Origin of the sequence: Hungatella sp. SB206, assembly GCF_051132295.1 — a bacterium.
Taxonomy (GTDB): domain Bacteria; phylum Bacillota; class Clostridia; order Lachnospirales; family Lachnospiraceae; genus Hungatella; species Hungatella effluvii.
Window position 1 is genome coordinate 4,244,967 of the sequence record NZ_CP096603.1, and the last position, 24,808, is coordinate 4,269,774.

A 24,808-nucleotide genomic window follows, 5' to 3' on the forward strand; every position below is an offset into this window, starting at 1 on the left:
GATACGTTTGCCTCCTATACTCTATCTGTCACTTTTACTTCTGCTTTCTGTCGTTTCATAATCGCTTTATTCTGATACATGGATTCGTCCGCCCGCTTGAAAACATCGCTAAAGGTCAAATCAGTTTCTTCCTCATAAAGCGCAATTCCCCTGGCAACGGAAATCTGTCCGTCAGGCCGCGCGTACTGGTTAAACTCCTCCAGCGCCCCCTGAAACCGTACCAGCAGCTCATTGTAGTGCTGGTAGTCTGCATCTTCTAAAATCACTACAAATTCGTCACCTCCAATGCGGTAGACTGGACTGTGCTTAAATACCTTGCAGATAATCTTACAGGCGTCAATAATCAGCATATCACCAAAATCATGGCCGTTTGTGTCATTGATTTCCTTCAAGCCGTTGATGTCAAACACCACAACGGCAAACTGCGGTCTGCCAATCCGGGTCTGCTCCTCCAGTCTGATGACGGTTTCCTGATAAGCAGTCTTGTTTTTTACTCCGGTCAGTCCATCCCGGTAAGCAAGACCATTAATATAATTAATGTACTTCTGCAAATGATTGACGGTCTGTTGGAAACTGTCTGCGAGCATCCCCACTTCATCCTTGGTTTGATGGGTCAGAGCAATCGAAAGATCCCCCTCGGCAATTTTTTTGGCCGCCTCGTTAAGCTCCTTTAAGGGACGGATTATCCGGCGCGTCATAAGCACCGTCAGCAGTAGCGACAACGCAAGGAAAACCGTCAACACGATAACGCATTGCAGAATCATCCTGTTTTTTGCCGCATCAATTTCTGCTGTGGGCGCCGTTATTCCCAGTCTCATACCGTTTTGCAGACTGCAAAATGCCAGTTTCCTGGCTTCATCCCGCATGGTGTAAGAAAAGAGGTAACTGCCTCCGCCCATATTCAGAAGTTCATCCGCCACAGAACGCAGGCTGCTTCCCATGCTCGAGATGGAGGTACCTATGGGAAATTCCGGATGGTACATAATATTTGCCTGTTTGTCCGTTAAAAAAGCGTAACCGCTGGAATAGACCCGGATACTTCCTACAATCTCGCGTATGACGTCATAGTTGATGTCCATCCCGACTACGCCTACCGTTACATTGTCCACATACAGCGGTACCACATAGGAAATCATCTCCACATTGATATTCTGGTTTTGATAAGGCTCCATCCAAATGGCTTTCCCGTTTTTTACCGGCAGATAGTACCAGCCGACATGCTCCACATCCTCCGGGCTGTAGCGGGAAAAATCTGTTGGCACAAACTCCTGAAAGTTACCGTTCTGGGCTGTCTTACTCCAGAAAAGCCCGGAAGTCGGTTTCCCGAAATCCGGATTAAAGCGCAGGTAAACCGCCAGCGCTCCCTCCGTGTTGTTAGCTGCGTTGATCGCGACAGACTGGATTTTCTGTGTATAAGCGTCAATATATGCATCATCTGTCCGAAGACTCTCCACACTGTCCAGTTCCCCTACCGCATATACGGCCAGCGTATTCACCGACTGTTCAATACGCGATAAGAGGGCATTAATCTCCTGCGCTTTTTCTGAGCATAGCAGATTCATAATCCGTGCCGAATCTTCGTCCACAACGGTCTTAGCAGTAAAAATACCCACACCGCCAATGACCGCGGAAGAAAGAAGTACACACCCTAAAATCAAAGCAATAAACTTTGTTTGAATTGATTTCATCTCGATTCTCCTTATCCAGCAGATTAAACTTTTCCGTTCAATATAATTCTATTATAAGACTCCTTCCTTACACAGTTCTTACAAAACCGATTCTGGTACAAAAAAAATCCGGTAAGACAGCCACCGCTGCTTACCGGATTTTTAAAATATTTATTTCTCATGATTCGTTTTACTGATAAGTTCTCCCAGCGTAAATTCTGCCCAGCTGTAATTAGTCATGTATTCCCCTGAAAAGGCATTCATCTGCGTCATATCCCCGCTGATCGCCGCATAATAATCGCAGTCCACCTTAGAAACATCAATGGCGATTTCCCTTCGGCTCTTAATAACAATATCTTCTATCCCTGCATCTTTAAGTGCTTTCATCAATGTAAAAATGACCTGATGCGCATTATTCTGCGTATTAATGTCATTTACTTTATCTTCCCATAGGACGGAAGCAATCTCTGCCACCGTAAGACGCGCACCCTTGCGGTCAATCAGATAGGCAAGGCATTCCTTGCTTTTGGCACGGGGAAGATTAAGGGGTCTGCCGTCCACAAACACTTCAAAATGCCCAAAGGTCTGCACACGAACCCGCTTCGTCGGTACATGGGATACGGGAAACCGAAGGTTGTCGATTTCCGCGCGCAGATCCCTTTCCCGCACAGGCTTCAACAGGTATCCGCTAACATGAAGCCGAAAAGCATCCGACATATACCGGGAATATCCTGTCACAAAGATTATGTTGACCACGGGACAGAGGTCCTTACATTTTTTCGCCAAAGCGATTCCGTTCAGTTCTCCCATTTCAATATCCAGAAATGCAATATCCACCCGGTTCTGCGACAGGTATTTCATCGCATCGGCGGGCTTTATAAAGCTGATAATCTCAGCCTCTGACTCAACCTTTTTTAACAGCTTTACAAAGTTATCAAGAGCCAGACGCTCATCGTCCACCGCTATAATTTTCACCCGGATCCCCCCTCCTTTGCGGCAGGATTATTGTTACCTCTGTGCCAACTTCTTTTTCGCTTTTGACGATCAGAGCACCACCGCACATCATCTCCAGCCGTTTCCTGACATTTTCAATACCAATGTGCGTCTTGCCGTCATTTTTCGGCTCATTGATATCAAACCCTGCTCCATCATCACGTACAGTGATAAGGATGCTGTCCTCATTCTGTTCCGTACGGATCGTCAGCTTGCCGCCCTCGTTCTTTTTAGTGATGCCGTGACGCACTGCATTCTCTATAATCGGCTGCAGCGTCAGCGGAGGCAGCATAAAGTCTTTATATTCAATTTTCCACTCAATCTTAATCCGTTCCTCATAGCGCATTTTTTCCAGATACAGATAATCCTCTATGTGCTCCAGCTCCTTGGTAAATGGAATCAGCCTCGTAATGGTCAGCGAATCCAGATTGCCTCTTAAAAAATATGAAAAGTGCTCTAATGCATCAGAAGCCTTCCCTGGTTCCGTATCGCACAGCTCCTTGATTCCTAAAAGTGCATTGTACAAAAAATGCGGTTGTATTTGAGAGAGCATCACGGATATGCGGCTTTGTTCCAGCTCCTTTTCCGCCTTTGCTGCATGACGAGACTGTACGTTAAGATAAAGAATAAGCACGCTCAATGCACCAAAGCTCCAGATAGCAGTCACACCGTACCAGAGCATCTGAAGAACTGCACCTAACACCGGCAATGCAGAGCCGACCAACAGGTTCCAGCCATCCTTCCGTTCCTCATCGGATAGATGGCTAAGCCGGAAGACAGCTAAAAGCATGGCCTCAATCAGGTAAAAAAATGCACAGACCGCATAGATACTTCCCCAAATTCCCCATCCTCTGGAATAAACATTATCCGCACTAATCACAAATACGCTCTGCGTCATCGGATTGGCACACAGTATGGCAAGTCCAGTCACAAGAGGGAGCCGGTGTAACCAGCGGCCTTGCGGTGTCAGTTCGAGGCGGGTCAGCCGATGGCTGTACATCCCCCATAGGTAGCCCAGTATGCTCTGTTCTGCATAATAAACATAGTTGACGATAAGATTGAGCATACGTGCTCCTGGAAATTGCTGGAGGTTCACCGACCACATGGCTGAATCCAGCGCCAGCAAAATCAACAGATGTATCAGCAGCAGCCGAAAGGATCTATTTTCCGGAGGGCAGACGGGACTGTTCCGGTTATTTGCCAAGATCAGCAGTATCACTACGGCAGCCAGCGCATTGATTTGGAGATTCGTAATCATCATAGGTATATTCAAACGAAAAAACGTTTACATTTCCTCTCTAACCGTAACGCTCCACATCGTGAGCTGTCACGGAACTATTTATTTGTTTCAGGATATTGTACCAAAGCGCTGACACACCAGCCGGCCCAGATGCGCATCCCCTTTACTTTTTCAACAAAACTGCTATACTTATAGTACCATGGATTTTCAAACTCAACAACTCCGATTTTCGGTGACTGCAGGATAAATAAACCGGGTAACCGTAAATTTCCAGGAGTTCTATGACACTTACAATATACAGCCCGATGACGCCATGTATGTAGCGCACAAAGACAGAATCAAGAAGAGCGGCTGTTCTCGCCTATGACAAAAGAATACGGAAAAGGCGAAGAGATGCCTCTCTTCGCCTTGCTAACTGTAATGCAGAAGAAGGGACTTGAACCCTCACGGTATTGCTACCACACGGACCTGAACCGTGCGCGTCTGCCAATTCCGCCACTTCTGCATGTCTCTGCAATCTCTCGCAGCAACAGTAGTTATTATATTATAAAAGGGACTTCCTGTCAATCATATTTTTACATATTTTAGAAAATATTTTTTTGTATATATTTTTTAAAAAATGTTGACAATTCTTCTTAAAAATGGTATCATAATCTTCGTTGCGCGGGAGTGCTGGAATTGGCAGACAGGCAAGACTAAGGATCTTGTGGGTGAATGCTCGTGTGGGTTCAAGTCCCATCTCCCGCATTGACTGGATAGTCCGAAAACCTTATATAATAAGGCTTTTCGGACTTTCTTTTTTGTTTTAGTCTTTGGGAACAAATCCATTTTGTTCCCAAAAAACAGAATTCTGGGAACACTTTTGGGAACAACTTGTTAGGCTAAAGCCTTTTCAAGCATATCTTCCGTCTGTGTTTTATTATATCTGTTGTAACAATAATTCCTAAGTGTAGTTTTCTCATTCTCATGTCCGGCGATACGTCTGACCTCATCAATATTGATTCCATCGTCCAGTAATTTTGAAACAAATGTTTTACGAAGCTTGTGTTGACTTTTAGGAATTGTCTGCATTTTATCACATATACGGTACAGCTTCTTTTCTACCGCTTCGTATCCCATATGGAAATCCTCATAAAATTCAGACTGAAAAATAAATTCACCTGTAAGGTTATGTAGCTTATTATATTCGTGCAATTCATTCAATAATTCCCTGGCATTATGAACCAGATAAATTTTCCTTTTTCCTGCTTTTGTTTTAGTTCTCTCTACCAGATGTGGAATCTTTTTTGTCGGTTTACCGTTTTTATCAAACTCAAAATCAAAAACATACTGACGGTTTATACTTAAATAAGTTCCGCTCTTTGATAAGTCGGAATATTTTAATCCTAGTAGTTCTGCCCGTCTTAATCCGGTTTTTAGCATAAAGCATATTGCAATGCCTGTTGCTGTTCCATCATGTGCCAAATTCCAAAGTTCCTCTATTTCATCAACAAAGAATACCTGTGTTTCTGGTTCTTCTTTTTCTTCTTGTATGAACTTCTTTTTGCTAATAAGATTTTTGCTATATGGATTAGCTTTAATATAACCTTGTTCAGTGGCATATTCTAAAATCTGCCGTACTGGTGAGGTAGCGTTATAATATTGGTGTACATTAAAATTATATTTATCATTTAAAGCATTTACCCATTCTTTAAGTTCTAAGCTTGTAATACTTCCTAGCGGTTTCTCAATTAAATCATGGGATAATTCTTCTTCCAGGCAGTATTTTTTCCAATCGTACCATAGACGAGTTGGATTCGAGCTTCTACCATCTAGTTGCTTTTCCCTGCTCCATTTAGAATAAAGATTTTTCAATGTTAAGACTTTTTGAATGGCTTTAACTGGTATAATCGCTTCTTCTTTAAAATACCATGCTGCAAGTTTGTCAAGCAAATCTTCGTAGGTGGGAGCTATCAGTTTGTGTCGGCCCTCTTTTTTAGTCATGTCATCAACATATGTTGCATACCGTCCATCTTTCAAAGTACTGATTTTTCTATTATGCTTTTTTAATGCTTTTGTTCTATTATCCATAATTGTATCTTTTATCTTACGGATAATGTTATCATTTACTCCATTTATTAAATTGCCAATGTCCATTTCTGACTTATCTAACATTATTTCCATTTCTCCTGCCAATCAATGTTACCCAACCTCTAATGATTGGCTGTTATTTAAGTCACTTTAATTATAACATAGAAACAAAGTGAAAAACAGTCTTGTCATTTCTGGTCGGTTGAGTAAAATTTCTTTTTGATTACTTTTTATAGTGGTGTGATGCTATAAATGCGGCCGCGGACGGAGGAGGAGCATCGCCGTGGTGCCTCTCCGTCTCGTGGATATAATGTAGTGAAAATTGGAAAATGGAACTAAAATAATTAATTTATTTTATAGGGACGGAATATCCCACTAGGAGTTATGAATAAGCATGGCTACCCTCCGGAGGACGAACGTTAGGGACATTGTCCCTTTAGTGAGTTAAAGGGACAGCCATCTTACATAATACTTATGTAAGAATAAAAGCTGTCTCTTTAATAAGACGATGGTAATGAGGAGGGCTGGATATGAGTAACCAAATAATTAGAGTGGCTAGATATACTAGCGGAAGCATAAATAGCATTGGACGTGAAGAATACAGACTTAAATATAACCATAAGAATACGAGCATAGACGAGGCCAGAAGCCATCTTAATATTACTTTAGGTAATAAAGATAGAAAGACCTTATATCGGCTCTGGAAAACGCATATAGAACATTATGGATTAAATTATACAGGAAAGAAAAATCAAATTGCCATGGAACAGATTGTTATAACTGCCTCACCAGATTTTTTTAAGCAGTTAGGATGGGATAAAATTGTTGCCAGGGAATGGGACAAAACAGATATTCCAAAAGAAATTTGTCAGTATTTTAATGATTCACTGAAATTCGTAAAAGAGTACATAGGAAAAGAAAATCTGCTTTCTGCAACGCTTCATTTCGACGAAGAGACACCACATCTCCATGTTGATTATATTCCAGTTATTTGCGGTAAAAGGAAACGCAAGGACGTATACTTAAAGGACGAACAAGGCCGCTGTATTCGGAATGAAAGAGGCCATGCTATTAGGGCAAAAGGTTCAGATGGCAAAACACTTTATGAATATGTTGATGAGCCGTCAAGCATTAACAGAAGTCAATTCTGGGCAGAGCGTGGAGGAAGACAGTCATACAGACAGATGCAGGATTTATTTCATGAGCAAGTGGCAAGTAAATATGGTTTAGAACGTGGCAATCGTGGTACGGACAGAAAACATGAAGAACAGTCCATATATAAGGCCAAATTATTAAAAAAACAGATTGAACAGAAACAGGAGGCAATATTAACGTTGGGCAGTTTGGAAAATCAAACAGTTGATGAATTAGCAAAGATTTTACAAAAAAGTCCGCATGTTCTTGGGCGGATTAATCAATCAATTAAAATAGCCATGGGAGGGAAACCACCAAATCAGATTATTACAGTGAACCGGGAACGTGGCAGGTAAATAAAGGAGATTATATCAATGACAATAAATGATGATGATTTGCAAATAATTATTGAACAAGTCTTAATGGACGAACGAGAACAGATATATCTTGACTGGATAGACACAGAAGATATTATTATACCCTCTTTAACAATTAAGCGGCCATGGCATAGGAAAAAGCCTATAGCTGTTATGGATTTAGAAGACTGGGAACAGTATAGGGCTAATGTTAAAGAGGTCTTACAGGCTTTGTATTATGCTTATATGCGTCTGAAGCTTTTTGAACAGGCTCAAAGAGATACAGCTATATCATTTGATGAATATATCAAGAAAGAAGTATTAGCATATGATTCAGAAGAATTTGAACGGGTACGGGAACATTTTGAGACACAATGTATAGATTCAAGTGAAGCAGATATAGAATTGTAAGTATGGGCACCCTTTCAGAGTGCCCAAATTGTTATTACATTACAAGATTAGCACCATCAAAGACCAGTGAAATACAGGTTTTGCTATCTTCGGATTCAATTCCTACATGGTTTGCCAAATTAAACAGCAATTTTATAAGTCTGCTATTTTCTGCAATATCATATCCAATATCATTTTTAAGTGTGGCTATTATAACAGAATCATGGGCTTCCTCTATAATGAGAAGGGAGCATGTTTTTTTTGCATATTCCTGCAATATTGGTAATATTGCGACTTTAATCCATTCTAAAGAATGTGTAGTTTGTTCCTGTACAGTCTTTTTTTTGAGCATATCAATAAATTCAGATACCTCTTTTGCTTCACCCTCCGATAAAATTTCAATTTTTGCTTCCATTTCATTGATAAAGCCTATTTCATGCTGATAGTCATAAGTTTCCATCAATTTCCTCCATTTATAAACTTTTTAATAAGTACCTCACTGTATTATACCTCACTATATAGTGAATTACTAGATAGATATTTACTGGATATAATGTAATCAATAAAGGGTGGTGAGGATATGGCACATTTGCATATGAGAATCAATGAACTTTTAGAAGAACGTGAAATCAGTAAAAATACAATATGTAAAGAACTGGATATACCACGTTCAAATTTTAATAGATATTGTCGTGACGAGTTTCAAAGAATCGATGCAAATTTAGTATGTAAATTGTGTGAATATTTTGATTGCAACTTAGGAGATTTAATTGAATTTGTAAAAGATTAAAGCAGGCTATTATAAGCCTCTTTTTTTGTTTACAGCTTTTTCGTTACTCTTTAGAATATGCAGTACACAACACCACAATTTTTTCTCAACAATAAGAAAGGTAATAAAACAAATACTTTTATCATTATACAGGCGGTGGAGAGCTTGTCCCACCGCCAAAATCCAGATTACACAGACTACACATTTTAACTCATGTAAAAGCAAGCATTTCAAAAATAAGATATACTTATAATATTAATGAAAATATTTAATAAATAAAGATACTCAAAGTTAACTCAATAGCAAACGAGTCTCACATATTGTTGATGGAACATAAATATGTTCTATAAAATTTTTGGAGGTAAAAAATATAATGAGTGACTATATTAGATTGAACTTTAATATTTCCTCACAGTTTAGGGACAAAATCAGACAGCAGGCAAAGTCATATGGTATGACTACAGCCCAATATTGCAGAATGGTTTTAATGCAAGCTATTGAAACTGGAGGTGATTTGCATGTCAGAGAAAACAGTCACAACACCAACCCTATGTGAGGTACAGACACAAATTCCATTCTTGCCAAAAGAAAAAATGCTCTCCATAATAGCGGAGCATACAACGGCAGGCCATATAAAAGAATGGGCATATATACTACATGATAAAGATATAAAAGAAGATGGCACGCCTAAAGAACCACATTGGCATATTGAACTAAGGTTGACGAGAGGTAGACGTCTTACGGATATCGCTTCATGGTTTGGATTGCCTACGATGTGTATACAAACAAGTAAAAGTGGAAGGTATGAACCTATGCTACAATACCTTATTCATGAAAATTTTTCGGAAAAACATCAATATGCTGAAAGTGAAGTAGTTGCTAATTTCAATTATTCTGAGCGTTTACAAGCTATACGAGATATGCAAGCCAAAAAAGATGCAAAAAAAGCTGCTGACGAACGAATAGGCGAAATTGTTGAGTTGATAGCAAATGGTACGGTTCGTGAATTTAACATTGATGAATTTGTAACTGCCATGGAATATGATAAATACCGAAGTCATATAAAAAATGCTTTAGAATATAGGAGCATAATTTTAGAGAAACAGAACACAAGGAATATGGAAGTTATTTATATATATGGCAAAGGTGGCACAGGAAAAAGTTCGTTTGCAGAGACTATAGCAAAAGAGCGAGGTTTTAGTTTTAAGCGTTCTGCCTCTGAAAGAGACCCTCTTGCAACATACAAAGGTCAAGACTCATTCGCTTTAGACGATGTAAGAGGTAACACATTTGAGTTTCAGGATTGGCAAGGCGTTTTGGATAATTTTCAAGATAGACCTGGTTCAAGTAGGTTTCATGATAAACACTTTACAGAATGTAAATTACTATTCATTACTACTACGGATTCAGCGGAAGATTTTTGGAAGGAAATGTCTGCAAAGAGACCTAATGAAGACCCACATCAGTTTTTTAGGAGAATTAAAACAGTTATACATATGACAGGAGATGAAATTCTATGCAAGAGGTATGATGAAGAAACACATAGTTTCGGAAAAGAGCATATTATGGAAAATGATACACACAGTAGATTTGATGTACATTCAGAAACAGCCGAGGAACAAAAAGAAAAACTTGCCCACTCACTAGGTGTAGACAAGTCTAGGTTAAAACAAAAAATCAAAGTGGAAAAGCCGGAAGGAATTATAGGCGAGCCGATTCCGTTTGAAACCGTATATCCTACAATCCCTAAAGATATTATAGAACAGGTAAAACATGACCCATGGAAATATCTTGAGGCACACCCAGAACACAAAGCTGTTCCACTTAATCAGTTATAAACATAGAATGTAAGAAATTCAAAGCCGGAAACGGCTTTTTTGTTTATTATTCTGGGAACAAATTTGGGAACAAATGATAACATTATCCTCGGAACCCTCCATTTCTCTAGTGTTTTACTGCTTAGAGATGGGTTCAAGTCCCATCTCCCGCACGAAAAGATGAACTGGTTAAAAACCGGTTCATCTTTTTTTGTGCTTCTATGGGCTAATGGTTCTTCTCTGTCTCTATCTGGCAGAGGAAAGGGGAGGCTGGCAGCTTTACTGAATTGCACAGATTGGCTCCTGACGGGTTGTTGGACCAGGAATATACGAGCGCATCCGGAAGCCTGTCCCGCATTGGCCACGGAACCACTACCGTGTTTCCTTCGATTCGTGCCCCTGCCGGAATCATTCTTACCTTCCTTCCGTCTTCTTTCCCTTCTTCTCCATAAATACAGTACTCAAATCCGCCAGGCACAGTTCCGTCAAGCGTCTCCAGACCGCCTTCCGAGTGATCGAAATGCAGAATCATTCCCTCCGCTGTCCTTTCACCGTGAGAAAACAACGGGCTCAGCCATACTCCGTCTTCTCCATATGCCATTTGAAATGCCGCCATGGCCAGGCGCTCTCCCACGGGTTTCTTACTCACCGGATGCAGGTCATTTTCCTCTCCGCAGTCCATCGATACCACCATGGCCGTACCGGGAACCGAAGTCAGTTTCCGCTGCATGTGCCGGAACTTTACCCAGTTTTTCCCATCCTCCAGATCATAACAGGGAAGCTGTACGAAGAGTACCGGTAAACCGGCTCTGTTCCATTTCAGCCTCCAGTCCTCGACAAGCCTTTTGAAATATCCGGGGTAACGTTCATACTCATCCGCATTCATCTCGCCCTGATACCAGCAGATTCCCTTCACCGGGACACGGTGCAGTGGGGCAATCATCCCCTGGTACATCCCCGCCGGCTTCCGTTCAAAAAAAGTCTGTTCTCTCAACGGCTCCATCACCGCCCCTCGCCGGTATTCCCAGCCATCGGTGATGTCCCGCTCCTCTCCGTTCTCCCAAATAAGCCGATGGCCCTTGCCTCGCGTAAAGCCCCCCTGTCCATGGACGGCCGCGACACGCAGCACAAACTGGTTGCGCCCCGGCCTGAGAGCCGTCGTCTCATACTCTCTCGGCGGATATCGGTAGGAGGTACTTCCTGTCTTTTCCCCATTTATAAAGAGGCAGTCCGCATCGGTGATTGTTCCCAGCGATATTCGGACCGGCTGACCCGCTAAACCGGGGGGAATCTCCACACAGTTCCGAAGCCAGACGGTTCCGGCGCCTTTTAAGTCCTCCCGGTCATCCCAGCGGTCCGCAAGGCCGATTTTCTTCCAGAAGCGCCTGCCTCCTCCCGCGGCCCAGTTCTCCGCAATCCCCTGATCTCTCTCATCCAGCAGCCTCCACCATGCGGCAATGCGTGTTTCATCTTCTTTCCGTATCCGTTCCACATACCCGGGATCGCTGCAGGCATCCAGTTCCTTCCGTTCATCGGGAAAATCGCAGAGCGCCTCCCGACTCATCCACGCTTGTACAGGGGTTCCCCCTACCGCGGTTAAGATCAGGCCGACCGGGATACGGTAACGCTCATACAGCTTCTGCGCAAAGAAAAAGCCAACGGCAGAAAATACCGGAGTATGTTCCGCCGCGGCCATCTTCCACTCCCCGCCGGACAGCGAGTCAGAGTCAGAGTCAAATTTCCACTGAATCGGAACCGTAAACTGACGGATCATGGGTGATGCGCCCTTTTTATATTCTTCAGGATACCGGTATTTGACCCGTTCCATGGGTAGCTGCATATTGGACTGCCCCGCCATGACCCAGATATCTCCGAAATAAAGATCATGAACCTCCCGTTCTTCTCTTTCGGATTCAACCCGCAAGCAGTATGGTCCTCCTGCTGCAAACGGAGGCAGCTCCACCAGCCACGTTCCAGCCGGGTTCACCACTCCCCAGCCGGATTTCGGCTGAATCACGCCGTCTGCCTTTACCCACTCAGGCGTCAGCTCTGCCCGCACCCTGGCTCCGACTCTTCCCCTACCGTGCACCGGAATCACTTCATCCCGCTGGAGCACCGCATGGTCCGAGATGAGCGGTGTCACAGAAAGCCGGACATTCTGTTCCATATCCGATCACCCCTTCACTCCAGTCGATGTAACGCCCTCCACGAAATATTTCTGTGCGGAGAAGAACAGGATCAGGGCCGGGAGCAGCGCCAGAAATGACATGGCGAGAATCTGATTCCATTCCACGATACCGCTGCTCTGGTCGATGGACATTTTAAGCGCCAGCGCCACCGGATACTTTTCCAGGCTGGTCACATAGATCAGCGGCCCAAGGAAATCATTGAAGCTCCATACGAACTGGAAGATCGTACAGCTGATCAGCGCTGGTTTTAAGGACGGCAGCAGAACCCTCATCAGAGTCTGGAAGGAATTACAGCCGTCGATTGTGGCCGCCTCGTCCAGATACGTGGGGATTGACCGCATGAACTGAATCAGCATAAACACGAAGAAGGGTTCATTGGCAAACATGGTCGGTGCGATCAGCGGCACGTACGTGTTGAGGAGTCCCATCTGCTTCCACAAAATATAGAGTGGAATTCTTGTCACGACGGCCGGTAGGAACATGGTAGCCATCAAAATTGAAAAACAGATCTTCTTAAATGGAAATTCAAACCTTGCAAAGCCATACGCGACAAGCGTACTGGACACGAGGCAGAAGACAATTTTCGGCACCACGAACCGGAAGGTATTTAAGAAAAACGTGGTGAACGTATACTTTGTCCGCGTCTTCCAGCCTTCTATATAGGGAGTAAAGTCGATCCGTTTCGGAATAAAACTGATCGAAGTAAATATTTCATTATTGCTCTTAAAGGTAGCGCCCACCAGCCATATAATCGGATAGATCATGACGAGCGCCACGACAATCAGGACGATATAACGGATGACAGAGCTGATGACCACCCGTCTGTGCCTCCGCACTTCCATTTCGCTGAATCCTCGCGTTTTCTCCATCATCTAATTACCTCCGTCCGAGTAATAGACCCACTTGTCCTGTGTCGCAAAGAGGATCAGGGTCACAGCCACGATGATGAGGAACAGAATCCAGCTGGCGGCACTGGCATACCCCATGTTAAAGTACTTAAATGCATTGTCATAAATATACATGGAAGTCAGATAGGTGGCATTTAACGGTCCCTTCCCCGTTACAAGGTACGGGCCGTTGAATTCCTGGAACGCATTGACCAGCTGCATGACCAGATTGAAGAAAATCGTAGGTGTGATCAGCGGCATGGTAATATGGATAAAGGAATGGAACTTGGTGGAGCCGTCCACGCTGGCTGCCTCATAGAGATCCTGGGGTACGTCCTTGAGCGCGGCCAGGAAGATCAGCATTGCAGAACCAAACTGCCAGACCTTCAGGATTATGATGACGCTCATCGCCCCGCCCGGGGAAGAGAGCCACGCCACCGGCTGTATCCCCACAACGCCGATGATGCGGTTGATAAGCCCGTCCTGCTGAAACAGGAATCTCCACAGCACCGCCACCGCCACATTTCCTCCCAGCAGGGATGGAATATAGTAGGCTGTCCGGAAAAAGTTAATGCCCTTCAGCTTAAAATTCAATATGTATGCAATAAACAGGGCAAACGCCAGCTGTAACGGCACCGTAATCACAGTGTATTTTAACGTTGCGGTAAGCGTACTCAAAAAATCCTCATCCTGAAACAACTTGGTGTAGTTGGCCAGACTAATGAAATTCGGTTCTCTCACGAGATTGTAATCCGTAAAACTGATAACCAGCGCGTTAATAAACGGATACAGGGTAAGAAAAACCATACCGATCAGCCATGGGAGGATATACACCAGACCCATTTTGCTCTTTCTCAAAGAATCTCCTCCTTCCTGCGTGCTCTTTATTTGCCGTAGTCCTGTTTCAGTTTTGCAACCTGCTCGCTGGTGGCGTCAAAGATGGCCTGCGCAGCTTCCTCGGCCGTGCTCTTTCCAAACTCAAACTTCTCGTAATTACTTTCATAGGAATTGGTAAATACGGCGTTCTCAAATATCGGAGAATTGTTGATTACTTTCGCTACATCGGTAAAATCGTAGGCCTGCTTTACGGCTCCTGTGATCTGTCCGTCTGCCTCTAAGGAAGCCTTGGCCGCTCTGGAAGCCACCATGCCGCGGGTGGAACCCATGAGCTTCGTTCCTTCCGGATCGTTTAAGATATACTGTAAAAATTCAGCCGCTTCCTTTGGATTCTTGGAATCCCTGGAGATTGCAAACAGCAGGGAGGGCTTTGCCATAGTTCCTTCAAATACGGCTCCGTCGATCACAGGGAGCGGCGCTACCACCAGTTCGTCCCCCTTGTCCTCCAGCGTCTTGGCGTTCGAAGCGATTCCTCCGGTCCATTCCAATACGCCAGCGTAGCCGCCATTGATATATTTTGCATTCTGGGCAATGGATACCGGCTCATTGCCTACATTCTCGATATAATCTTTTCTGGAACAGAAGACATGGGCATCCGCTAAGTCCTTATACCAGAGAAGCGCTTCTTTATAGTCATCCACGGTGTAATTCATGCTTAAATCTTCTGCAAATTCGCCTTTCCCTGTCTTCTGCTGCAGATAGTAGACTGCTGCGAAACGGAACGTCGGGCTGACGATCATATACGCATTCGGGTCCTGCCGGGTAAAGATTTCCGCCGCCTTCTTATATTCCTCGAACGTCGTTGGAAGCTCGGTGATACCGGCTCTGTCAAATGCAGATTTATTGACGTATAAGCCCAGCGTGTTCTGGCCGTATGGGACTGCCTGCATCTTGCCGCCTGTCTTTCCGAATTCCAAAAAGCCCTCGTCGTACTGGGAGAAATCGAAGATGTCCTTCACCTGATCGAGATCGTAGAATCCCTCTCCGTTTGGACTGTACTGGATAACCCAGGGATAGTTGACAGTCATGACATCGGCTGCGGTTCCGCCTGCATAACGGGTGGCAAAGGTCTCTTCCAGGTTGCCGAAGCCGGAAGGCTCTCCGGTCACTTCGATGGCGCCGGCGTGTGCCGCGTTGAAGGCATCGATGGCGTTCTGCGTGGCCTGATGGCGGTCGTCATTGCCCCACCAGGAGAAGCTTAATTTCGCGGTCTCTCCCGATGCTTTAGACACCTCCGGTGTTTTTCCGTCCGCTGCCTTCTCCGTCCCGGCCGCTCCGGTGCTTCCGGCTTCCCCGGTATTGCCCGTTTCTGCGGTCTTGCCGCCGCACGCGGTCATTGCCATGCTCGCTGCCAGTACGGCCGCACATACGATACCTGCTTTACTCCATTTTTTCATCATACTACCTCTTTCTTTTTATTTATTGGTATATTTTTCTACCCTTTTCATCGGGGATTCCCGACTTACGGTAAAAGTACGTGTTTACCTGGTCACGCCAGCTGACGGCGTTTTCCAGCTGCCAGACGAGGCGCTCCTTCATATTTAAGTAGCTCCCCTCATCCAGGGAATCCTTTAAGCTTTCCCATACTGCCTGATACTCTCTCACCCACTCCACGCCCTCAAAATGAGTGTCGTAGATGTGCTGAATCACCGTTTTTCCCGAATGCAGTACATGGGTGTACGGCACATGGTGGAAAAAGAGCAGCAGCTCATCGGGGCAGGACGAAAGGTCCTCATATTCAGAAAATCGCGCGTCGGAATACTGCCTCGTATAGGAGGTCCCCGTCTTCACGGTCCTGTCCCTTCCAACTCCGTCTCTGTCGGCATAGTGGTATGTCCCCCACCGGTCGTACTCATAGCCATCGATATCGACGCCGTAGTGGACGGCGGGTTTACACATGAAGCCAACGCCAAGAGGACAGGTATAAGCCTCGTACACGTCCCTCGATGTCGTCAGAATCGCCGCCAGCTTACCGCACTTTTCTTCGGTCAGGCAAAAGCTCTGGCGGACCCATTCTTCGGCAATCGCCTCTGCTGATAATTCATGATTCCAGACCAGCCTTCCGAAGCCGTAGAGATTGGCCTGGGCCAGCTTGCTGCCCGTCCAGTTGGCATCCATTCCCACGTTTCCGACGCCCGCAATGCCGGATCGGCCGCGGACAGGGGAGTTCTCTCTCACCGCCTCCTTCACCGTCAGGCCTATGCCGTGTTTCGTATCAAAATCCATGGTTTCCTTCCACATCGGAACAAGGTAACAGATATCCCTCTGATGTCCGGTATACTCCTGTGTAATCTGAAATTCCAGAATTTGATTTGTCTTTTTTAAAGCTCCGAACAGCGGGGACACCGGTTCTCTGATCTGGAAATCGATAGGGCCGTTCTTGATCTGAAGAATCACATTGTCCAGGAACCTGCCGTCCAGAGGTTCGAAGATATCGTAAGCGGCGCGTGCGCGGTCTGCCTCCCGGTTCCACCAGTCCTGGGAGCAGTCGTATACGAAGCAGCGCCAGATAATGACTCCTCCGTAGAGCCCTGCCGCCCTCGCCAGCATATTGGCGCCTTCGTCATGGTTCCTGCCGTAGGTGAACGGCCCTGGTTCTCCTTCCGAATCCGCCTTTACCACGAAGCCGGCAAAATCAGGAATCTCCTCATAGATTCGCTTTACCGTCTCCTCCCACCACGAAGCCACCTCCGGCTCCAGGGGATCCGCGCTCTTTAACTGTCCCACCGTGATGGGCGCCGCAAAATTAACGGATAGGTACGTCTTAATTCCGTATGCAGCCAGGACGTCGGATATCTTCCTGATTTCCGCAAGGGCTTTCCCTGTTACGAAAAATGTTTCCGGTCTGTGTACATTGACATTGTTGATCAGAACCCCATTGATCCCCACCGAGGCCAGCAGCCTTGCATACTGCCGGATAAGCTCCATATCTCCACGAAAGGTGTTGTGATCGTAAAAAAGGGACTCTCCTGCGTAACCGCGCTCGATGGAACCGTCAAAATTATCCCAATGATCGATCATGCGGATGCTCTGATCCGGTACCGATTCATACGGAAAACCGGCCTCATTTTGTGTGGTCAGAAGCCGGTGCAGCCCGTACATGCCGTATAAATATCCCACAGGAGATGCACTTTCTATCTTATAACCGGCCTCCGTCTCCCCGATCCGGTACCCTTCTGTCCCCAGGGCCGCTTCATCTCCCGGTAAAAAAGCAATCGAGGCATCCGGCGAACCGGATCGTCTGATTTCTTTAAACAGCAGCGGCATTTCCCGCTCTATAGTCTCTGTAACTGCCGTTTTCTTCCCATCATCCAGATAATAAGTAATTATGTTTTTATTTTGCACCTGTTTTGCCAGCCAGCAGAAGTCTCTCCGTCCGTGCATGATTTCCGTCCTCCACAGCGCTTCATTTCTGATGCGCCTCTTTCTCATAAAAATGCTTTCCATTCGCCAAAAATCCTTTTTTCGTATAAAGGGGTGCATCTCCAGACAGCGGAAGCGTAACCGTCTGTCCCGTAAAGCCCGACTGGTATATGGCGGTTATCACCTCCAGCGCCAGGCGGCCATCCACGCTGCTCTCCGGCGGCAGTTCTCCGCACTCCAGGAAACGCAGCACCGTATCGATCTGGCCTATATGACCGGTATACCGGGGAGGCGGCATCTCCCGGTAACGCGTCTGAAGCTGTTCCTCAAACGCTTCGTTTTCGATAGGAAAGCCCGTTGGTGCGGACCTGCTGCTCACTGCCTTCCATGGGGACGCCAAGCCCGCCTTTTCGCACTGAAAGCTCAGCCTCTGCCCTTCCCCGTGCGTTACGAGAGAGGCCGTTACCGTCACGAGCGCACCGCTTTCATAGGTAAGAATCGCGGCGGACACATCCTCCACCTCGGCATTGTCATGTGCTGCATTCCCCAGGACAGCCGTCACCGTGCGGGGAGCTCCCATGATCCAGTTCAGCAGATCGATCTGATGTACGGCGTGGTTCAGGGTACAGCCTCCGCCTTCCATTTCCCACGTGCCCCGCCACCATAGATCGTAGTATTCCCGGCCTCTGAACCACAGGGATTCCACCTGTCCGAACAAGACCTTTCCCACGGCTCCGGAGGAGATTACGCTCTTTAAGCTCCAGTTGTCCCGCAGGTAGCGGTTCTGAGAGATAACTCCCAGATAACAGCCTGTCTTCCGCTGAACCCGCATCATCTCGTCACACTCTTCCAGAGAAGACGCCATGGGCTTTTCCACCAGAACATGTTTTCCCGCTTTCATGCAGACCACGGCGCTCTCCCCATGGGTAAACGGCGGAGTACAGATGCTGACCAGACGGATATCGCTCCGCTCTGCCACCTCCTTACAGCTGCTGTAAACAGCCGTGTCTCTTAAATGGTATTTTTCTTTCAGCGCCTCCGCCTTTTGGGGAACGAGGTCGCACAATGCCATGATACGGCACCTGTCCTGAAAGGCCAGATACGCCTCGATATGGCTCTCTGAAATCACACCAGTTCCGATCACTGCGACGCCGGTCATGCTCTTCCCCCCTTTATACTTTTTACTTTTGCGCAGAGGCCGGTGCCGCCGGGCGGCGTTACTTCCCTGTGCAAAGTGTTTTTAAATGTTGTTTATTTACAAATGCATTATAACAAGTTGCACAACAAAAAAGAATGAAGGAATCAAAGGCCATTTGTAATTATTAAAGATAAAATTCTGTTTAAAAACTCCGTTGCACAATTGTTTTTTCTTCTCTATAATGAAGCCATACTACAAGCAGAATTATCTCTGCAACACGGGAGGAAAAGGAGCTTTTATGATTCCTGACTTTAACAACATGATTCCTGAACTTCATTATTACATCCACAGGAAGTGCACGCCCAACTGGAAAATCGATGCGAATGTGATCCCCTTCATCGACATTACATACGTCATAGACGGAAAGGCCGAGTACAACATCGGAGGCCACATTTATATTGTAAAAAAAGGCGATTTAATCTGCATCCCTCAGAATACCTACCGGGCGGCTGTCAACATCCCGGAAGACTTGATGGAGTGCTACTCCACCAACATCTTTCTGCGGGATCAGTTCGGCCAGGAGGCCCGCCTGCCGCTTCCCATCATCAGCCATATCGGGATCATCCCCCGGCTGATCTCGCGTTTCCACGAAATCCACGAGGAATGGCTGCAGAGGGATTTTGGATATATGCTGAAGATACGCGGAATCCTATGCCTCATCCTGTATCAGATATCCAACCTGATCCTGAATGAAAACCATTTAAGCCAGGAAGACACCCGCATCAAAAACAGCATCCGCTATATGAGCATGCATTATCAGGACCCGCTTACCATCGATCTGATGGCCCGCCAGTTCCATCTCCATCCCGTCTACTACGGAAGTCTGTTCCGGGAGGCCATGGGGATGACCTTCAAGCAGTATCTCATCTCACTCCGTTTAAACTATGCGGAGAATATGTTAAAAAGCGGGGAATACAGCGTCAGCGAGGTGGCGCTGCAATGCGGATTTTCAGATATCTTCTACTTCAGCAAGCTGTTTAAGGAGAAGAAGGGGATTCCGCCCTCCGGCATGTTTCCGCCGGAAAGAAGAAAGAAAAAAGAAGACACGATTTTACTACCAGGAGGAAAAGAAGAATGAAAGCACTGATTATCGGAGGAAGCGGCGGCTTAAGCAGTATGCTGGCTTCCATGGCGAAAGAAACATATGAGGTCTGGGCGCTCACCAGGGGAAAACGCCCTCTCGGCACCGGAATTATCCCGCTCTGTGCGGACCGGGACGACAGGGAAGGATTTAAGAAGGCCATCCTGGGAGCGGGTATCACCTGGGATGTGGTTTTCGACTGCATATGCATGAATGAACGCCATGCAGAGCAGGACCTGGAGGTGCTGCCTTTCGTGAGCAGCCGGCTGGTGGTCATCTCGACCGACTCTGTCTACGATCCGGCGCGCAAGGCGACGCCTCAGGCGGAAGACGGATTCTTCGTGGAGGAAAAGGGTGCCCCGGAGGAATGCAGCTATGCTGGAAACAAGCGGAAGATGGAGAAAGTCTTTCTCCGCTATTTTTCCGGAGAAGGGGAGCACGGACTTAACGTTACGCTCTTTCGTCCCGGCCATATCTACGGCCCAGGTTTTCTGCTGGGCTGCTATCCGGAGCACAGCCGCCAGAAGGAGCTGCCGGATCTCATTCTGGCAGGACAGCCTCTCTCTCTCGTAACCGGCGGAATCCACATCACACAGCCGGTCTTCGTCCGCGATCTGGCACGCACTATGCTGGACTCGGTAAACCGGGAAGGCGCCTTTCAGCAGATCTTCTGCATCGGCGGCCCGGAAGCGGTGGAAAACCGCCTGTATTACGAAATCCTGGGAAGACTTCTCGGTGTGGAAATCACCATACGGGAACTGCCTCTCACCGGATACCTTGAGGCCCATCCCGAATATTCCGGCCATTTATGCCACCGGATCTACGACTTATCGAAACTAAAGGCCGCCGGCATCCAGCTGCCCGATACACCGATGGCAGAAGGCTTAAAACTCCATCTGGAATCTCTTGGATATTTATAAATCCCTATGCCGCCAAACGCTCCTACAGGCGGATGTCTGGCCCGCTGTACCAGCAGACAAAGAGGCTGTCCGGAATCCATTTTTCTTTCCGAACAGCCTCTTCACCTTTACGTATTACTCCTCCGACAAATACGCCTCAAACCGATTGATATTATCCCGCTTTCCGATCACCACGATCACGTCTTCCTTCCGGAACCGGTAGGTGGGCTGAATGTCAATAGTCGTATCGTGCTCCCGTTCCATCGCCACGATATTTAAGCCGAACTGGTTGCGTATTCCCGCCTCCATCACGCTCTTGCCCTCCAGCACCGTTGTGAGCCGGATCTCCGAGACCGCGATGTCGTCGTTCAGGCTGATGAAATCCAGCGCATGGGGTGATACGAGGCGCCTGGCCAGACGGATGGCAATATCTTTCTCCGGGTACACCACCTCGGCTCCGATCTTCTCCAGCACACAGCCGTGCTCTGCGCTGGTGGCCTTCGATATGACTCTGGGCACTCCCATGGATATGACGGTAAGTGTAGCCAGAATGCTGGTGTCAATCTTTTCTCCAATACATATGATTACCGTCTCACAGTTCTGAATTCCGGCGCTCTCGAATGATGCCTTGTCAATGCCCTCGACGACGAAGGCCTCCGAGACCATATCACGGATCTGCTTTACCTTGCTCTCCGTGTTGTCAACCACCATGACCTCTTTTCCTGCCTCGGAAAGGGCGGTCGCCAGTGCGATCCCGAATCTTCCCAGTCCTATAATTCCATACTCTATCGTATCTTTCCTGCGTTTCATTGTCTCTCTCCTCTACCCTATTGTAATAGTTTCTTCCGAATACCACGCGCCTGCCTTCGGTTTAAAACTCCAGATGGTCGCTATGGTAAGCGGCCCAAGCCTTCCGATAAACATGGTAAGCACCAGAATCAGCTTCGCGAATACGTTTAAATCCGGCGTAATTCCGGTGGACAGGCCTACGGTTCCGAACGCGCTGACCGTCTCAAACAGCAGCTTTATGAAATCGTATTCCGGCTCCACAAGGCACATCAGAAAGGTCTGCATGCAAACCACTCCCAGCGCCAGTATGGTGATGATAAATGCCTGTGAGATCACCTCCGTCGGAATCCGGCGTTTGAACGCGCTGCAGTGACTGTTGGTCGCCGCGCTGAACATGCTTTTCACCAGCACAAATGTGGTCGTAGTCTTAATACCGCCTCCGGTCGATCCCGGCGACGCTCCCAGAAACATCAGGATCGTCAGGACAAACAGGCCCGCGTTGGAAAAATTTCCGATCGGATAAGTGGAAAATCCCGCTGTTCTGGCGGAAGTGCTCTGAAACAGGGCGCCCAGCCACGTAATCTCCTCTGTCATTTTTAACAGTATGGTTCCCACGGCCAGCAGCACGGCAGAAGTAAGAATAACGACCTTCGAATGGAGACTCAGCTTCTTCCAGGAGCGCTTCACCCACACCTCCCGGATTACGAGAAATCCCAGGCCGCCGAAGATAATCAGGCCGCAGGTGGTAAGATTCAAGAGGACGTTGTCCTGATATGGAATCAGGTTTGTCAGTCCTCCCAGGATGTCAAAACCCGAGTTGTTAAACGCCGCCACGGAATGGAATACGCTGATTCCCAGCGCATCCAGAGCCGGATAATCCCTGGAAAATACCATAAAGCTTAAAAACGCGCCGATGCCCTCGAACAGCAGCGTCATAAAGAGAATGGATTCAACCAGCGCCACCACGCCCTTTACCGTAGTTAAGTTCATGGAATCACGGATCAGCACGCGGCCATGAATTCCTATCTTCTTTCCTGCCAGCAGAATAAAGCCGACACCGACGCAGGTAACTCCCAGGCCGCCGATCTGGATTAAAAGAGCTACCACCGTCCTGCCGAATACATTAAAGGTATCCGCCGTATCTACTGCGATCAGCCCTGTCACGCACACCGCGCTGGTGGACGTAAACAGGGCGTCTATGTAGTTCACGTGAACCCCCTCGTTTGCCGAAATGGGAAGCCACAGAATCAGGCTTCCTGTCAAAATAACGAAAGCAAAGCCCAGCACGACAATCCGGCCCGGGCTCAATTTACGCAAATGTTCACTCATCATGCACCTCTCTTTTTATGATATGGCTAAGTTAGCACAAACATGCCCGGGATTCAATCCTTTATCAGAATACTTAACACATCTTTAACTTTGAAAAAACTATTTTTTACTTTTTTCCAAAATACCCTTGACATTTTATTTCCATTGGGTATAATAATGTCTATATTCCTCGATAGCTCAGTCGGTAGAGCACGCGGCTGTTAACCGCGCTGTCGTAGGTTCAAGTCCTACTCGGGGAGTCTTATAAGAAAAAGATCAGATATCTGTCACGATATCTGATCTTTTTTTGTTGTTAAGTATAGGATTACTCTTCCACTGCCTTCTCAATATCCATATTTTCCGGCAGAATCAGATTAAGTACGAGAGCCAGAACAAATACTACTGCCACACAGTTTTCCGCAAACACATCCTGGAGGATGGCCGGGAATATCTGGAATATCTCCGGAAGCAGGGTAAATCCGATTCCCACGCTCAGAGAAAGGGAGCTGATAATCGTATTTCTCTGGCTGAAACCGGCGCGGGCAAGCATCTGTACACCGCTGATGATGATAGAGCCAAACATCATGATCGTACAGCCGCCCAGAACGGCATCCGGAAGAGATGCGAAGAAGGAGCCGATCGGCGGGAACAGTCCGGCCAGAATCATGCAGATGGCGCCCGTCATGATGGTAAAACGGTTGACAACCTTTGTCATGGCAATCAGCCCCACGTTCTGGCTGAAGGAGGTTACCGGAAGACATCCGAACAGTGAGGAGATACTGCTGGCGAATCCGTCACAGGCCAGGGAGCCGGATATCTCTTTCTCCGTAATATCGCGGTCGAGGCCGGATACGACCATAGCGGTCGTGTCGCCGATCGTCTCCGTCGCCGACACCAGAAAGATTACAACGACAGACAGAATGGCGCCGGCGTGAAACTCCGGCAGAAACGGCAGGATACGCGGAAGGGATAAAATACCGCCTTCCAGCATCCCGGACAAATCCACAACACCAAGTACGATGGCGAGCACGTAGCCCACCACCAGGCCAAACAGGACGGAAAGCTGTTTCCAGAAGGACTTCGCAAATACATTAAACAGAATACAGCTGAGGAGCGTAACGGTACCGATTAATAAGTTGGTCGCAGAACCAAAGGAATCGGAATAACCGCCGCCGAAAGAGCGTGCGCCCACTGTCAGGAGTGAAAAACCGATGGAGGTCACGACACAGGCCGATACAATGGGGGAAATCAGCTTTCGCCAGTATTTGGCGAACAGGCCCAGAGTTCCCTCCACCAGGCCGCCGATGAGAATGGCCCCCAGCATGGAGGGATAGCCGTATTTGGCCCCCACAGAGCTCAAAATGGTCACAAACGTAAAGCTCACTCCCATAACGATCGGAAGCTTCGCACCGATGCGCCAGACCGGATACAACTGAATCAGCGTAGCAACCCCTGCGATGAACATGGCATTCTGGATCAGGGCAGCCGTCTGGCTGGTCTCTAACCCCGCCGCCGCAGTCACGATGACGATTGGAGTCAGATTCGCCACGAACATTGCCAGTACATGCTGCAGACCGAAGGGGATCGCTTTTCCCAAAGGCACACGCCCGTCCAGTCTGTAAATGTTGTTAATGCTGACTTCTGCATTGCTTTTCATGATATTCTCCTTTATCATTTTCTTATTTCAATGTTTTTGCCGTCGTCTGCTGAACTGTCCGCGTTCCGCCCCCTGTCATCAAAGCAGAGAGCACCGTCTGCAGT

Annotated in this window: 20 protein-coding genes and 3 tRNA genes; 8 read left to right on the forward strand and 15 right to left on the reverse strand. The window is 46.9% G+C overall.

Annotation, left to right across the window (positions count from 1 at the left end; translation table 11 throughout):
- Positions 1–14 precede the first annotated feature (14 nt).
- The 4 genes from M1L66_RS18695 to M1L66_RS18710 form a co-directional block, all read right to left on the reverse strand.
- Positions 15–1,688 (reverse strand): sensor domain-containing diguanylate cyclase, encoded by a 1,674-nt coding sequence (locus tag M1L66_RS18695; RefSeq protein ID WP_187019400.1) that lies wholly within the window; start codon positions 1,686–1,688, stop codon positions 15–17.
- 150 nt (positions 1,689–1,838) lie between these two features.
- Entirely contained in the window at positions 1,839–2,642 is an 804-nt protein-coding gene (locus tag M1L66_RS18700) for a response regulator (RefSeq protein WP_187019398.1), read from the reverse strand.
- Positions 2,617–3,921 carry a sensor histidine kinase gene (locus M1L66_RS18705; RefSeq protein WP_434687593.1) on the reverse strand — a complete coding sequence of 435 codons (1,305 nt, stop codon included), beginning with the start codon at positions 3,919–3,921 and terminating at the stop codon, positions 2,617–2,619. The genes M1L66_RS18700 and M1L66_RS18705 overlap by 26 nt, the downstream gene beginning before the upstream one ends.
- A 400-nt stretch (positions 3,922–4,321) precedes the next feature.
- Positions 4,322–4,405: transfer RNA gene (locus M1L66_RS18710), tRNA-Leu, on the reverse strand.
- 158 nt (positions 4,406–4,563) lie between these two features.
- Between M1L66_RS18710 and M1L66_RS18715 the strand changes: the two genes are divergently transcribed.
- A tRNA-Leu gene (locus M1L66_RS18715) sits at positions 4,564–4,647 on the forward strand.
- Positions 4,648–4,776: 129 nt separating this feature from the next.
- Here M1L66_RS18715 and M1L66_RS18720 read toward each other — a convergent pair.
- The gene (locus M1L66_RS18720) at positions 4,777–6,054 is read right to left on the reverse strand and encodes a tyrosine-type recombinase/integrase (protein WP_434687595.1); all 1,278 of its coding nucleotides are present in this window, start codon (positions 6,052–6,054) and stop codon (positions 4,777–4,779) included.
- 446 nt (positions 6,055–6,500) lie between these two features.
- Between M1L66_RS18720 and mobV the strand changes: the two genes are divergently transcribed.
- Together mobV and M1L66_RS18730 are read left to right on the forward strand one after the other, a co-directional pair.
- On the forward strand, positions 6,501–7,460 hold the full coding sequence (gene mobV / locus M1L66_RS18725) for a MobV family relaxase (RefSeq protein WP_434687597.1): 960 nt from the start codon (positions 6,501–6,503) through the stop codon (positions 7,458–7,460).
- 18 nt (positions 7,461–7,478) lie between these two features.
- Positions 7,479–7,871 (forward strand): hypothetical protein, encoded by a 393-nt coding sequence (locus M1L66_RS18730; protein WP_373268407.1) that lies wholly within the window; start codon positions 7,479–7,481, stop codon positions 7,869–7,871.
- 34 nt (positions 7,872–7,905) lie between these two features.
- On the opposite strand, the gene M1L66_RS18735 is transcribed toward M1L66_RS18730, so the two are convergent.
- The gene (locus tag M1L66_RS18735; protein ID WP_434687599.1) at positions 7,906–8,310 is read right to left on the reverse strand and encodes a hypothetical protein; all 405 of its coding nucleotides are present in this window, start codon (positions 8,308–8,310) and stop codon (positions 7,906–7,908) included.
- Between the two features lie 120 nt (positions 8,311–8,430).
- Between M1L66_RS18735 and M1L66_RS18740 the strand changes: the two genes are divergently transcribed.
- Together M1L66_RS18740 and M1L66_RS18745 are read left to right on the forward strand one after the other, a co-directional pair.
- Entirely contained in the window at positions 8,431–8,640 is a 210-nt protein-coding gene (locus tag M1L66_RS18740) for a helix-turn-helix domain-containing protein (RefSeq protein ID WP_081034142.1), read from the forward strand.
- A gap of 497 nt (positions 8,641–9,137) precedes the next feature.
- Positions 9,138–10,457, forward strand: coding sequence for a Rep family protein (locus M1L66_RS18745; protein ID WP_373268534.1), 1,320 nt, complete (start codon positions 9,138–9,140; stop codon positions 10,455–10,457).
- Positions 10,458–10,662: 205 nt separating this feature from the next.
- Here the strand turns inward: M1L66_RS18745 and M1L66_RS18750 are convergent, their stop codons facing one another.
- From M1L66_RS18750 to M1L66_RS18775, 6 genes are read right to left on the reverse strand one after another with little or no spacing between them, the layout of a single operon-like run.
- Positions 10,663–12,603: a sialate O-acetylesterase gene (locus tag M1L66_RS18750; protein WP_434687602.1), complete on the reverse strand. Its 1,941-nt coding sequence runs from the start codon at positions 12,601–12,603 to the stop codon at positions 10,663–10,665.
- Positions 12,604–12,609: 6 nt separating this feature from the next.
- Positions 12,610–13,494 carry a carbohydrate ABC transporter permease gene (locus M1L66_RS18755; RefSeq protein WP_207729063.1) on the reverse strand — a complete coding sequence of 295 codons (885 nt, stop codon included), beginning with the start codon at positions 13,492–13,494 and terminating at the stop codon, positions 12,610–12,612.
- A gap of 3 nt (positions 13,495–13,497) precedes the next feature.
- On the reverse strand, positions 13,498–14,370 hold the full coding sequence (locus tag M1L66_RS18760; RefSeq protein ID WP_434687604.1) for a carbohydrate ABC transporter permease: 873 nt from the start codon (positions 14,368–14,370) through the stop codon (positions 13,498–13,500).
- 26 nt (positions 14,371–14,396) lie between these two features.
- Positions 14,397–15,809, reverse strand: coding sequence for an ABC transporter substrate-binding protein (locus M1L66_RS18765; protein WP_434687606.1), 1,413 nt, complete (start codon positions 15,807–15,809; stop codon positions 14,397–14,399).
- A gap of 19 nt (positions 15,810–15,828) precedes the next feature.
- Complete coding sequence (locus M1L66_RS18770) at positions 15,829–17,841, reverse strand: alpha-glucuronidase (protein WP_434687608.1); 2,013 nt, start codon at positions 17,839–17,841, stop codon at positions 15,829–15,831.
- The gene (locus M1L66_RS18775) at positions 17,816–18,931 is read right to left on the reverse strand and encodes a Gfo/Idh/MocA family protein (RefSeq protein WP_434687610.1); all 1,116 of its coding nucleotides are present in this window, start codon (positions 18,929–18,931) and stop codon (positions 17,816–17,818) included. Before M1L66_RS18775 ends, M1L66_RS18770 begins: the two co-directional genes overlap by 26 nt.
- A gap of 277 nt (positions 18,932–19,208) precedes the next feature.
- Here M1L66_RS18775 and M1L66_RS18780 point away from each other — a divergent pair, with 277 nt between their 5' ends.
- A complete protein-coding gene (locus M1L66_RS18780) occupies positions 19,209–20,048 on the forward strand; it encodes an AraC family transcriptional regulator (RefSeq protein ID WP_434687612.1) in 840 nt (279 codons plus the stop codon).
- The gene (locus tag M1L66_RS18785) at positions 20,045–20,971 is read left to right on the forward strand and encodes an NAD-dependent epimerase/dehydratase family protein (RefSeq protein WP_434687614.1); all 927 of its coding nucleotides are present in this window, start codon (positions 20,045–20,047) and stop codon (positions 20,969–20,971) included. Before M1L66_RS18780 ends, M1L66_RS18785 begins: the two co-directional genes overlap by 4 nt.
- Before the next feature lie 114 nt (positions 20,972–21,085).
- On the opposite strand, the gene M1L66_RS18790 is transcribed toward M1L66_RS18785, so the two are convergent.
- On the reverse strand, positions 21,086–21,760 hold the full coding sequence (locus M1L66_RS18790) for a potassium channel family protein (RefSeq protein ID WP_187019386.1): 675 nt from the start codon (positions 21,758–21,760) through the stop codon (positions 21,086–21,088).
- 12 nt (positions 21,761–21,772) lie between these two features.
- Positions 21,773–23,068, reverse strand: a complete 1,296-nt coding sequence (locus M1L66_RS18795) for a TrkH family potassium uptake protein (protein WP_187019641.1) — start codon at positions 23,066–23,068, stop codon at positions 21,773–21,775.
- Positions 23,069–23,234: 166 nt separating this feature from the next.
- Between M1L66_RS18795 and M1L66_RS18800 the strand changes: the two genes are divergently transcribed.
- Positions 23,235–23,307, forward strand: a tRNA-Asn gene (locus tag M1L66_RS18800).
- 65 nt (positions 23,308–23,372) lie between these two features.
- Here M1L66_RS18800 and M1L66_RS18805 read toward each other — a convergent pair.
- Positions 23,373–24,704: a uracil-xanthine permease family protein gene (locus M1L66_RS18805; RefSeq protein WP_055653044.1), complete on the reverse strand. Its 1,332-nt coding sequence runs from the start codon at positions 24,702–24,704 to the stop codon at positions 23,373–23,375.
- Positions 24,705–24,808: the final 104 nt, after the last annotated feature.